Below are 13,232 nucleotides of genomic sequence, written 5' to 3'. Positions count from 1 at the left end.
AAATATGTAATGCTAAGGCGTAACATTGCTTCAGGATTACGGCAAATCATGCTGGCGAAAACAGGTTTTAGAGCTATAATTCGTCAACCATTTTAAGGTGGAAGAAATAATGATTAATTTGAAAGCAGTCATTCCGGTAGCAGGCCTGGGCATGCATATGCTGCCAGCCACAAAAGCCATTCCTAAAGAGATGCTGCCGATCGTCGATAAGCCAATGATTCAGTACATTGTCGACGAGATTGTTGCTGCAGGGATCAAAGAAATCGTCCTGGTTACGCACTCGTCCAAGAATGCGGTAGAAAACCACTTCGACACCTCTTACGAACTCGAAGCGTTGCTTGAGCAGCGCGTTAAGCGTCAGCTGCTGGCGGAAGTGCAGTCTATTTGTCCGCCGGGCGTGACCATCATGAACGTGCGTCAGGCGCAGCCGCTGGGTCTGGGACACTCTATTCTTTGTGCCCGTCCGGTTGTGGGTGACAACCCCTTCATCGTTGTGCTGCCGGATATCATTATTGATAACGCGTCTGCCGATCCGCTGCGCTACAACCTGGCGGCAATGGTGGCACGTTTCAACGAAACGGGCCGTAGCCAGGTGCTGGCGAAGCGCATGAAAGGCGATCTCTCCGAGTATTCCGTAATTCAGACCAAAGAAGCGCTGGAGACGGAAGGGCAGGTTAGCCGCATCGTTGAGTTCATCGAAAAACCGGATCAGCCGCAGACGCTGGACTCTGACCTGATGGCGGTGGGCCGGTATGTTCTGAACGCGGATATCTGGGCCGAGCTGGAAAAAACCGAGCCAGGCGCCTGGGACCGTATTCAGCTCACCGACGCGATTGCTGAGCTGGCGAAGAAGCAGTCTGTCGATGCGATGCTGATGACCGGTGAGAGCTATGACTGCGGTAAGAAGATGGGCTATATGCAGGCGTTTGTGAACTATGGGCTGCGTAACCTGAAGGAAGGGGCGAAGTTCCGCAAGAGAATTGAGAAATTACTGACAGAATAAGTCGCAAGATTGTTTAACATAAATGGGTGGCAATGAGCGTATATGGGCTGTTTACAGCTTAAGCAATCGCTCTTGCTACCTTTTTTTTTTAAGAATATCAATAGGTAAAATGAGGCTATCCGGACTGTTGCTTCCTGGTTTTGACAGAGATTTTTCCTTGTTTTCAGGACTGTTTAAGGGGAGAATAGCGGATTAGCATTTTGTGCCTACCTCGGTAAAATCAGGCCTCTGTTCTCGCACTTGGAACAGTTAACATTGTTATTGTTTTCAGTACACTGGTAGCTGGAGAGCCAGGGGCGGTAGCGTGTTCAGAATTCAGCATGCCTTTGCTGACTCCTCAGAAGTGAAGTTTGAAATTTAACATTGCGAAGCAATACGGAATAGTCTTGTGAAAATACTCGTCACTGGTGGTGCAGGTTTTATTGGATCTGCTGTTGTACGTCATATTATTAATAACACCAACGATTCAGTGGTTAACGTTGATAAATTAACCTACGCAGGTAATCTGGAATCGCTGGCAGAAATCGAAAATAATCCCCGTTATGCCTTTGAGCGAGCAGACATCTGTGACGGTAGCGCCATGGCGCGCATTTTCGCGCAACATCAGCCGGATGCGGTAATGCATCTTGCAGCTGAAAGCCATGTTGACCGTTCCATCACGGGGCCTGCGGCCTTTATCGAAACCAACATTATCGGTACCTATGTTCTGCTCGAAGCGGCGCGTCAGTACTGGTCGCAACTGGACGACGCGCGCAAGTCGGCGTTTCGTTTCCATCATATTTCTACGGATGAAGTGTACGGCGATCTGCCGCATCCCGATGAACTGCCGGCCGGTAGCGATCTGCCGCTCTTCACCGAGACCACGCCATATTCCCCAAGCAGCCCCTACTCCTCTTCTAAAGCGTCCAGCGATCATTTAGTGCGTGCGTGGCGCCGTACCTACGGCCTGCCGACGCTGGTGACCAACTGCTCAAATAACTATGGCCCGTATCATTTCCCGGAAAAACTAATCCCGCTCATTATCCTTAACGCTCTGGCAGGTAAACCACTGCCGGTGTATGGCAATGGCGAGCAAATTCGCGACTGGTTGTTCGTTGAAGATCATGCTCGCGCGCTTTACAAAGTGGTGACTGAAGGAACGATTGGCGAAACCTATAACATCGGTGGTCATAACGAGCGTAAAAACATCGACGTCGTGAAAACAATCTGCGCCATTCTGGACGAAATCATTGCCGATAAACCGGCAGGCATTACCCATTACGCCGATCTGATTACCTATGTAACCGACCGCCCGGGACACGACCTGCGCTACGCCATTGATGCCAGCAAAATTAAAAACGATCTGGGATGGGTGCCTCAGGAAACCTTTGAGTCAGGTATTCGTAAAACGGTTGAGTGGTATTTGAAAAACGAAAGCTGGTGGAAGCGTGTAATGGATGGCTCCTATGCGGGCGAACGTCTGGGACTGGCAGAATAAAAAGGAAATTATGATGAAAGGTATTGTACTTGCTGGTGGTTCCGGAACCCGTCTCTATCCGATTACGCAAGGTGTGTCTAAGCAGTTGCTTCCTGTTTATGATAAGCCAATGATTTTTTACCCCATTTCTGTACTGATGCTGGCTGGCATCCGTGAGATTTTGGTGATTACCACTCCCGAGGATATGCCCGCGTTTAAACGCTTGTTGGGTGACGGGGCGCAGTTTGGCATAAGCTTATCATACGCCGTTCAGCCCTCTCCAGATGGCCTGGCACAGGCATTCATCATTGGTGAAGAGTTCATCAACAATGAGCCTTGTGCCCTGGTGCTGGGAGATAACATCTATTTCGGTCAGAGCTTCGGTAAGAAACTGGAAGCGGCATCGCAAATGACCAGCGGAGCGATGGTCTTTGGTTATCAGGTGCAGGATCCAGAACGCTTTGGCGTCGTGGAATTTGATGAGAACTATAAAGCGTTGTCTATCGAAGAGAAACCGTTAAAACCCAAATCAAACTGGGCGGTCACCGGGCTCTATTTCTATGATAAGCATGTCGTAGAGATGGCAAAACAGGTAAAACCATCAGCACGCGGCGAGCTTGAAATTACCACGCTTAACCAGATGTATCTTGAGCAGGGGAATCTGCAGGTTGAGCTATTAGGGCGCGGATTTGCCTGGCTGGATACCGGTACCCATGACAGCCTGGTGGAAGCGTCACAGTTTATTCATACCATTGAAAAGCGTCAGGGTATGAAGGTGGCCTGCCTGGAAGAGATTGCGTTCCGCAAGGGATGGTTGAGCTCAGAGCAGGTAGCGGAGCAGATAAAAAAACTATCGAAGACCGATTATGGTCGCTATCTGCAAATGCTGATCGGCGAAAAAGTATAATTTAATCTGGCTGATGAGAACACCATGAAAATTTTGCTGATTGGAAAAAATGGCCAGGTTGGCTGGGAGCTACAGCGGTCTCTCTCGATTTTGGGGGAACTGATTGCTGTCGATTTTTATGATAAAGATCTGTGCGGCGATTTAACAGATACGCACGGCATAGCTGAGACTATCCGAACGGTTCAGCCTGACGTGGTAGTCAATGCGGCGGCCCATACAGCAGTGGATAAAGCGGAAAGTGAAAAAGAGCTTGCCAGAATACTTAACGCTGAAAGTGTTGAGACTATCGCAAAAGAGTCGGCAAAACTTGGCGCATTATTGATTCATTATTCAACAGACTATGTTTTCAATGGTGAGGGTACTCACTATCGCCAGGAGAATGAACAAGCAAATCCGTTAAACGTTTATGGTGAAACGAAACTGGCTGGTGAAATTGCAGTTGCCGCACATAACCCGAAACATTTTATTTTTCGAACAAGTTGGGTTTATGCAACTCGTGGAGCCAATTTCATCAAGACAATGTTACGTCTCGCCAAAGAGAAGGAACAATTATCAATTATAAATGACCAATTTGGTGCGCCGACAGGTGCCGAATTGTTAGCGGATTGCACCGCGATTGCTATTCGTAACTCGATGCATAATAAATCGCTCTACGGTACTTATCATCTGGTCGCGAGTGGTGAAACAAACTGGCATGAATATGCGCAATTTGTTTTTGAGCTTGCCAGCCAAAAAGGCGAATTACTGAAAATTAATAAAGTTGAAGGGGTGACGACTTCATCCTATCCGACACCGGCAAAACGCCCGTCTAACTCTCGACTTTCTAATGAAAAGTTCCAGAGTACTTTTGATGTTGTTTTACCGCACTGGAAGGTTGGGGTGGAGCGTGTCGTTACTGAGATTTTAGGAAAGTAATCAGGCATTGAAATGAATATAGTCAAAACAAAGATACCAGAAGTTATTATATTTGAACCCAAAGTTTTTGGGGATTCTCGAGGCTTTTTTCTTGAGAGTTATAATAAGAAAATATTTGATGAGGCCATAGGACGTAGTGTTGAGTTTGTACAGGATAATCATTCCGAATCGCAACGCGGTGTTCTTCGTGGTTTACATTATCAGCTTGACCCCTTTTCTCAGGGCAAACTCGTTCGCTGTGTAGCAGGTGAGGTTTTTGATGTGGCAGTTGACCTTCGCAGATCATCACCAACTTTTGGTCAATGGGAAGGCGTTATTTTAAGTGCAGAAAATAAACGTCAGTTCTGGATCCCTGAAGGTTTTGCTCATGGCTTCTTAACGCTAAGTGAGCGAGCGCAATTTTTGTATAAAGCAACTAATTATTATGCGCCAAAAACAGAGCGTTGTATCAAGTGGGATGACCCGGATCTAAATATTGAATGGCCAACTATTAACGATATTCAGTTGTCACAGAAAGATTTAGCTGGCGAATTTTTTGCCGAAGCGCAAGTTTATGATTAGTTGAAATTCGCGTAAATAAAGGCCGGATAGGTAGTCTGGTTATTACTTTATTTTACTTTTTGCATTAATGAGATTACTTTTAAATGACCCTTGCAAATAATGATGATGTCGCAATATTAATGGCTACGTATCAAGGAGAGCGATATATTTGCGAACAACTTACATCATTTGAGCGTCAAACATATACTAACTGGAAGTTAATTATTTCAGATGACGGTTCAACAGATAACACGCTTTCCAGAGTAGCTGATTTTGCCTTAAAGAATGTGTCGAAAGTGAAAGTTGTGGCTGGACCAAGACAGGGCTTTGTGAGTAATTTTTTATCATTATTGTTACGTGAGGATTTGACGGCAAGTTATTATTCTTTTTCAGATCAGGATGATATCTGGTATGAAAACAAAATTTCCCACGCGGTAGAATGGCTTAAAAATATACCAACAGACAAACCTGCTCTGTATTGTACAAGAACTCATCTGATCAATGAAAAAGGAGAGAGCCTTGGCTTGTCTCCTCTTTTCACTCGTTCACCGTCATTTTGCAATGCCCTGGTACAGAACATTGGTGGTGGCAATACGATGGTGATGAATGAAGCAGCACGCAAAATTGTTTGTCAGGCAGGCATTGTTAATGTCGTCAGTCATGATTGGTGGATTTATATTTTGATTTCCGGCGCTGGTGGGGAAATTAATTATGATCCACAGCCCAGTTTAGGATATCGACAGCATGGTGAAAATCTGATTGGTACAAATATGGGGTTAAGGGCTCGTTTGCTTCGCCTCAAAAAGATTATTCAAGGACAATATCGCTCCTGGAACGCAGCACATATCCGTGAGATTGAAAAAATAAAGTTCTTATTGACAGAGGAAAATCAGGAAAGATTTTCATTTTTCAAAGCAATTCATACAAAAAATGTATTTCAAAGAATATATTATTTTTTTAAATTAGGTATGTACAGGCAGACTAAAATAGATACTCTGGCTGTATTTGTCGCAGCATTATTGAAAAAAGTCTAATGTATCACAAGGTCACATTAAACGTTTACGAGATGTTCGAAAAGGTGTTCAATGCAATATTTCCCTGTAAGCCCGCGTGAAATGCTGGCGTCTATTTGGCGGAACAGATTTCTCATTAAAACAACAACGATACGAGAAATTCAGGGTCGCTATCGTGGTTCATCAATGGGCATTATTTGGTCGTTAATTAATCCACTCTTCATGCTGACTGTTTATACTTTTGTCTTTAGCGAAATTTTTAAAGCTCGTTGGCATGGGGGCAGTGCTTCCAAAGGTGAATTTGCTTTAGTTCTTTTTGCAGGACTGATTGTATTTAACCTTTTCTCCGAATGTCTCAATAAAGCGCCACAGTTGATACTCTCAAATGTAAATTATGTAAAAAAAGTGGTATATCCATTAGAGATTTTGCCAATTGTATCGCTTGGCTCTGCGCTTTTTCATATGGTAATTAGCCTTTTTGTATGGCTTGTTGCATATTGTGTATTTTTCGGTATCCCTCATCTAACCATACTTTACTTCCCATTGGTTTTGATGCCATTAATGATTATAGCACTTGGCATTAGCTGGATTCTTGCGTCTTTGGGAGTATTCTTGCGAGACATTAATCAATTCATCACGCTTTTTACCACTGCCTTAATGTTTCTGAGCCCTGTATTTTATTCAGCCGATATTTTGCCGCCAGAATTCCGTCAGTTAATGTACCTCAATCCTCTGACTACGGTAATTGAGCAGACCCGTAATACGCTTTATTGGGGGAAACATCCTGATTTTACCGTACTGGGTATTTACTGGGTTTCTGCTTTTATTATCGCCTGGATAGGCTTTGTATGGTTCCAGAAAACGCGGAAGGGTTTTGCTGATGTGCTCTGATTTTGTAATCCAGGTTAAAAACCTGAGTAAATGTTATCAAATATACGATCGTCCTTCAGATCGTCTGAAGCAGTCCATTTACTCAGGATTGCATCGCCTTGTTGGTAAAAACCCAAAACCGTTATTCCGTGAGTTTTGGGCATTGCGTGATGTTTCCTTTGAAATAGCGAAAGGAGAATCAGTAGGTATCATCGGGCAAAACGGTTCAGGTAAATCGACTTTACTGCAATTAATCTGTGGCACGTTAAACCCAACGTCAGGCTCTGTAAAAACTCAAGGTCGTGTTGCGGCTCTGTTGGAACTGGGTTCGGGTTTCAACCCTGAATTTTCTGGCCGCGAGAATGTCTATATGAACGGTGCGGTGCTTGGTTTAACGGAAGCCGAAATTAATGAACGCTTTGACGAGATTTTGGCGTTTGCGGATATCGGTGAGTTTATCGATCAGCCGACTAAAACTTATTCAAGTGGTATGCTTGTTCGCCTCGCGTTTGCTGTACAAGTATGTATCGAGCCGGATATCCTGATTGTGGATGAAGCCCTCGCAGTAGGGGATGCACTATTCCAGAAAAGATGCTTTGAGCGCATGGATCGGTTACGCACCAACGGGACAACTTTGCTTTTTGTTTCGCATGATCAGGAATCCGTCCGTACCATGACGGACAAGGCTATATTCCTTGAGCATGGCGTCGTCAAATTCACTGGAACTTCTGCGGATGCGTTGCTTGAGTACAGAAAATCCTTGCATGAGATTGAGTCGAAAAGGCTTAGCCAGGCAGCCTTACAACTTAAAGAAAAAGCGCGTCAAATGAGAGCTGCTAAACAAACGGGGGAGCAGCAAGCAGAACAGAGAAAAATTGAGTCACTGAATATGAGTGATTCTTCCACATTAGCAAATAATGTTAATTCTCCTGCATTATCAGAGCGGCTCAAAGCATTTTCTTTTGGCGATCTGGATGCAGAGGTTTTGGATGTATCTCTCTTTAATGAAAAGGGAGAACCTTGTTCCAATTTTGATCCTCGCGATAAAGTAACCGTTATTGTTCAATGCAAAGCCCATACGGATCTAACACATTTAAATGTTGGTTTGCGCATCAGAAATAAAGAAGGCGTGAAAATGTACTCCTGGGGAACGCTGAACCAGGATATGGCGATACTAAACGGAGTAACAATGCCGGGAGACATATTCTGGCGGCGCAATTTTTCTCAGGATCAACTATTTAGTATTAAATTTGAGTTTATATGCGGTATGGGTCCCAATCTATACGAGATCCAGGTTTCAATCACGGAAGAGGGTAAACCTTATTATGCTGAACAACGTATGATTCATTGGATTGATGAGGCTGCCTTCTTTACCGTGAATACGGAACCTCAATCTTATCATTTCGGTGGTGTAGCAGATTTACGCATGGTAAGTGATTTGCTTTAAAATTATTGTTAAATTACTGAACAATTGCTTCTAATACCTGGAAAAGACAGGCTATATAAATGACGAATATTGAAAATATTGATACTATTGCACGAGAGATATTAAACACATGTGGAGGTCAAACATTCCTCCATATTGGATCGGGTAATGGACAATTAGTACAGACACTGCTTGCCAATGGTATAGACGCGCATGGCGTTGATGAGTCTTTTGAAGCTGTAGCTACTGCAAACAGTTTGATGCCTGGGCGTTTTATGCAAGGTAATGCTCAAAAATTACCGTATGCAGATAAAAGCTTCGATACCACTGTAATCCTTTATAATTTTGAGCACATTGATCGTGAACTCCTTGTTCAAGCAATTAAAGAGTTAAAACGCGTAACGCGTCGTTCAGTTTATTTACGGGTAAAAACAGCGCATTCTCAGCAGAGTGACGTAAATGAAAACGTTCTTGATCGCAATGGTTGGGAGAGTCTGTTCTTTAACGAGAATTTCCGTAAGCACCCTTCTTATTATTTAGTCAATGACTATAGTGCGCTGGGCCGTGAGAGCGGGGAAGCCGTAATTTTATTAGAGTGCATTTCCCATACAGCGAGTGAACGTTATCCCCTTGAGGCGCTCAAGGAGGAACGCGATCTGCATATGGATATGACCCGTGAAGCAGGTGAACGTTCCGATGCCCACATCGCCCGTTATCAATGGGCCGCAACCTTTGTTCGCCCTGGTGATACAGTACTTGATGCTGCTTGTGGTCTGGGCTATGGAAGCTATATTCTTCAATGCAATACCATGGCGGCTAAAACGATAGGAATTGATGGCAGCGACTACGCCATTGATTACGCAAATATTAATTTTTCTCCAGACGTGCGTAACCTTTCCTTTTCTGCCGGAATGTTGCCAGAAGCATTAAATAATATCGCGGATAATAGTGTGGATGTTGTCATCTCTTTTGAAACGCTAGAGCATATCCCCGATCCTGAGAGTGTACTTAAAGAATTCCATCGCGTTTTGACACCAGCAGGGCGCGTCATCGTCAGTGTCCCTAACGACTGGAGCGATGAAACAGGGGAAGATCCCAACCCCTTCCACCTGCATGTTTATACGCTTGATAAACTTCGCAGCCAGCTTAAGGCGTCATTTGAGCTGGAAAATGTGACAGTCCAGTCCGCCACACATTACAAAGAATCTGCTGGAAGTAAAAACTGGGTGCCAGCAAAACGAGAATTATACGAGATTAGTACTGATATAGATGAGGCCATTGCACCTCCATCTGAATGGTGGCTTGCGGTGGGCATGAAATCTCCTCTCAACGCCGAAGATACTGTATATCATGAAACACAGCATAAAACCTTCCCACAGCCAAAGTGGAATGTAACTGCTTTCGCACGTGATTATAAAAATCCGTGGCTGGTTCGTGGGATGGTAGATATTGGCTGGCGGCAGAAAAACAAAGCGCTGCTGGCTGAACTTACAGAAAAAGTTATCGATACTAACCACAACAACAGCGCTGATGCTGGGGCAGCGCTTTGTGTTAAAGGGTATCAGTTGCTAAATAAGCAAGAAATGACCTCCATCGATACTATAAATGATTTTGTCGAACGGGTTGAAGAATATATTGTCAGTAAGCCTGAAACGCCTCACGCAATTCGCTGGATGATTTCGCTTCATTTTGTAATTGCAAAATTATGGCTACAAGCAGGTATGCACGATAAAGCTCGTATTGCTTTCAAGAAGTGTGTTGAGATTGATCCTTTACAATTTAGCCCTCTGCTCGCAAACAGGACAGTTGAAGCATATCTGTACCTCGGGAAACTTTCTCTTAATAGTGGTGATGAAGCATCTGCTCGTGAAGCATGGAAGGCAGGCATTTCAGCTGCGCAAAGTGCAGTAACAGCTGACTGGCAACTAAGTCTGGGTGATTTAAGCGCTCCAGTAGAATTTGCCTTGCCTGAATTATCATCCATACTCGACTTTGCTAGCAATTGTGCCTATGCGTTAACTAACCTGGATGATTTTAAAGATAAGCCATGGTGGTGGCTGCAACTGCAGAGAAGCCCTCATGCTCAGTTTGTTTCGCTAAAAAGTCAGTGTGATTCCCTTAGGACGCAAATTTTATCGCTCGATACTTTCGCCGCCTCTCTGCGTGATGTTATACAGCACCAAACAACGCAATTGTCTGAACAAGCGCATAGCGTTCAGATGAAAGAGAGAGAATTAGCTGAAATGACTCAGTCTCTGCATTTAAAAGATATGGAATTAGCAGAGCTGACAAGTTCTATGCATATAAAAGATATGGAATTAGCAGAGCTGACAAGCTCTGTGCAGTTAAAGAATTCGTCATCGGCTGAACTTGTAAATACCATTAATTTAAAAGATACGGTTATAGCTGAACAGGCAGCCAGGCTCCATGAATTTAATGCGGTTATGCAAACCCGTTTGATGCGGTTACGGAACGTCATGCTTTATCAGCCGTGGGGAGCGCGTAAAGTCATGCATGCCGCTTACCTTTCTGCATCACTTGTTACTCCGCGTGCATTACGAAGCAAATTACAGCCAGTTACAAGCTGGCTACGTAATCGCTTCTCGCGGCGTCCTCATCCTGTTGAAACTGCTGATAACGCATTGATATCCACTGGATACCGGGTCAAGAAGCCCATTACTAAGCAGGGCGCACCTAAGATTGCCCATATCATTGCAAACTTTATGACGGGTGGTTCATCGCGTTTAGTTGTGGATTTAGTCGAATATTTAGGACATGACTATGAACAGTTTGTTTTGACAAGCTATGCGCCAAATCCTCCTGCATACATTGGTCTCGACATTGAGGAGCAACGTGACAGTCACGATATAACCCCATTTATTAATTATTTAAAGCGTAGACAGCCAGACTTTGTCCATGTCCATTATTGGGGGGATGTCGATGAACCCTGGTATGCGCAGGCAATAGAAGCCGCTAGAATCCTTGATATCCCGGTTATTGAGAATATCAATACACCAATTGCACCCCACATTTCCGATGCGGTTAAACGATATGTTTATGTGAGTGATTATGTGCGACATGTTTTTGGTCGTCCTGATGCAACGCATGTTACTGTTTATCCAGGTTCTGATTTTTCGCACTTCATGCGAGCAGACCACGAAGCTGTTCCTTCAGATTGCGTAGGCATGGTCTATAGACTTGAGTGCGATAAGTTAAATGAGGATTCGATTAAGCCGTTTATCCTCATTGCTCAGAAAAGACCAAAAACGAAAATTCTGATTGTAGGTGGAGGTAGTCTGCTATCGCCTTTCCAGCAGGCAGTAAAAAGTGCCGGTGTAGAAGCACAATTTGAATTCACTGGATACGTCGACTACGATACTCTGCCTGATTACTATCGCCGTATGTCTCTGTTCGTTGCGCCAGTCTGGAAAGAGAGTTTCGGACAGGTGAGCCCATTTGCCATGAATATGCGGGTGCCGGTAATCGGTTATGATATTGGGGCAATTAGTGAAATAGTTAACTCAAAAGAGATGCTGGCACCAGGCGGCGACGCAGAGAGTCTGGCAGACATTGCCGTAGAACTACTCAATAACGATGAGCTGCGAGCAAAAATGGGACGTGAACATCAACAGCGTGCAGAAGAGAATTTTTCTGTGCAGGCCATGATCGAAGCCTATGCTGGGCTTTATGCTGAAATGGCGAAAAAATAATATTGCAAACTATGAAAATTGTATTCTTCGTACATTGTTTTTTTCCTGACCATTTCTATGGTACTGAAACGTATACCTTAGGTTTAGCTAAACATTATCGTGCCTGGGGCCATGATGTCACAGTAGTTTCTGCAGTCTTTCAAGGGGAGGCTAAACAAGCAGAATTGGTCAGCCGCTATTCCTGGGAAGGCATTCCAGTGATATCAATAGATAAGAATGTTCTTCCACATTCAAGAATTAAAGAGACTTATTATCAACCTGAAATGCGTGACGTGCTGGAAAGTATTCTTGCTGAACTTAAACCAGATATTGTTCACATAACGCATCTTATTAACCATACCTCTGTTCTTCTTGAAGTAACGGGGAAATTAAATATACCGACTTATACCACGTTCACAGATTTCTTTGGGTTTTGCTTTAATAATAAACTTGAAGCAGCAAATGGTGATTTATGTGCCGGTCCTTCAGTTTCCAGAGCTAATTGTATTGCCTGTTATTTAAAAGAAGCTGCGCGAAATGGCTATGCCAGTGGTTGGTTGAGTAAAGCAGCCACACCTGTTGCTGCTAACGTCATTTCAAAAGGCCTTGTTGGCGCTAAACAGATAGGCTTGCTGAAAAATAGTCATCTGGAAGGCATAGTCGAAGATCTTGCACAACGCCCTGATACGTTATCATACCTTTATAATACATATTATAAAGGCGCCGTTGCGCCAACTGCCTTTCTTAAGAAAGCCTATGAGAAAAATGGCATCAGCGTACCGATGACTAAGTTGTGGTTCGGCATGGATATCGATCGCCAGCCAAAACCGCTGCGTAGTAAAGGTCATATCCCGGTCATTGGTTATATTGGTCAGATTGCGCCTCATAAAGGTACAGACCTCATTATTGAAGCGTTTAAAAGGCTTCCTAAAAATAGTGCGGTGCTTAAGATTTATGGGCCTACCAATCAGTCCGTAAATTATATGGAAGAACTGAACAGATTAAGTGAAGGCGTGGATGGTATCTCATTTATGGGTACCTTTGAGCAGTCACTAACCGCTAACATTTTCCAGGAGATGGATCTCTTCGTTATACCTTCCCGTTGGTACGAAAACAGTCCTTTAGTTTTATTAAACTCCCTTGCGACGCATACTCCGGTATTGGTTTCTGACGTCGAAGGAATGACCGAGTTTCTAACTGAAGGGAAGAATGGATATAGCTTCAAACGTGGTGATGTAAATGATCTTACCGAGAAGCTATCATACATTCTGCAAACGCCAGGATTGCTGAGCAAACTTTCATTAACGACTGAATATTTGCGTACTACGGAAGTTATGGCGAAAGAAACATTAAGTCTTTACCAGCCGAACTAATTACTATGCCGGCACCTTATCCGATCGTTCTGCGTGGTTA

Annotated in this window: 10 protein-coding genes; all 10 read left to right on the top strand. The window is 44.0% G+C overall.

Annotated features, from left to right (window positions below; all coding sequences use genetic code 11):
- Window positions 1-109 precede the first annotated feature (109 nt).
- The 10 genes from galF (at window position 110) to BFG58_RS22390 (ending at window position 13,192) form a co-directional block, all read left to right on the top strand.
- Complete coding sequence (gene galF, locus BFG58_RS22435) at window positions 110-1,003, top strand: GalU regulator GalF (protein WP_048223999.1); 894 nt, start codon at window positions 110-112, stop codon at window positions 1,001-1,003.
- A 388-nt stretch (window positions 1,004-1,391) separates the two neighbouring features.
- Window positions 1,392-2,480: a dTDP-glucose 4,6-dehydratase gene (gene rfbB / locus BFG58_RS22430; protein WP_069720603.1), complete on the top strand. Its 1,089-nt coding sequence runs from the start codon at window positions 1,392-1,394 to the stop codon at window positions 2,478-2,480.
- A 13-nt stretch (window positions 2,481-2,493) separates the two neighbouring features.
- Window positions 2,494-3,366, top strand: coding sequence for a glucose-1-phosphate thymidylyltransferase RfbA (gene rfbA, locus BFG58_RS22425; RefSeq protein WP_069720648.1), 873 nt, complete (start codon window positions 2,494-2,496; stop codon window positions 3,364-3,366).
- Between the two features lie 6 nt (window positions 3,367-3,372).
- The gene (gene rfbD, locus BFG58_RS22420) at window positions 3,373-4,281 is read left to right on the top strand and encodes a dTDP-4-dehydrorhamnose reductase (protein WP_262158468.1); all 909 of its coding nucleotides are present in this window, start codon (window positions 3,373-3,375) and stop codon (window positions 4,279-4,281) included.
- 12 nt (window positions 4,282-4,293) lie between these two features.
- Window positions 4,294-4,842, top strand: a complete 549-nt coding sequence (gene rfbC, locus BFG58_RS22415) for a dTDP-4-dehydrorhamnose 3,5-epimerase (RefSeq protein WP_069720601.1) — start codon at window positions 4,294-4,296, stop codon at window positions 4,840-4,842.
- An 83-nt stretch (window positions 4,843-4,925) separates the two neighbouring features.
- Complete coding sequence (locus BFG58_RS22410; RefSeq protein ID WP_052319787.1) at window positions 4,926-5,855, top strand: glycosyltransferase family 2 protein; 930 nt, start codon at window positions 4,926-4,928, stop codon at window positions 5,853-5,855.
- A gap of 51 nt (window positions 5,856-5,906) precedes the next feature.
- Entirely contained in the window at window positions 5,907-6,725 is an 819-nt protein-coding gene (locus BFG58_RS22405; protein WP_065102659.1) for an ABC transporter permease, read from the top strand.
- Window positions 6,715-8,151 carry an ABC transporter ATP-binding protein gene (locus BFG58_RS22400; RefSeq protein ID WP_069720600.1) on the top strand — a complete coding sequence of 479 codons (1,437 nt, stop codon included), beginning with the start codon at window positions 6,715-6,717 and terminating at the stop codon, window positions 8,149-8,151. Before BFG58_RS22405 ends, BFG58_RS22400 begins: the two co-directional genes overlap by 11 nt.
- 59 nt (window positions 8,152-8,210) lie before the next feature.
- Window positions 8,211-11,840: a methyltransferase domain-containing protein gene (locus tag BFG58_RS22395; protein ID WP_069720599.1), complete on the top strand. Its 3,630-nt coding sequence runs from the start codon at window positions 8,211-8,213 to the stop codon at window positions 11,838-11,840.
- 11 nt (window positions 11,841-11,851) lie between these two features.
- The gene (locus BFG58_RS22390) at window positions 11,852-13,192 is read left to right on the top strand and encodes a glycosyltransferase family 4 protein (RefSeq protein WP_069720598.1); all 1,341 of its coding nucleotides are present in this window, start codon (window positions 11,852-11,854) and stop codon (window positions 13,190-13,192) included.
- Window positions 13,193-13,232 lie beyond the last annotated feature (40 nt).

It is taken from the genome of Enterobacter sp. ku-bf2, from assembly GCF_001742765.1.
Taxonomy (GTDB): Bacteria; Pseudomonadota; Gammaproteobacteria; order Enterobacterales; family Enterobacteriaceae; genus Enterobacter; species Enterobacter quasiroggenkampii.
This window is presented reverse-complemented; position numbering and strand designations above follow the sequence as displayed.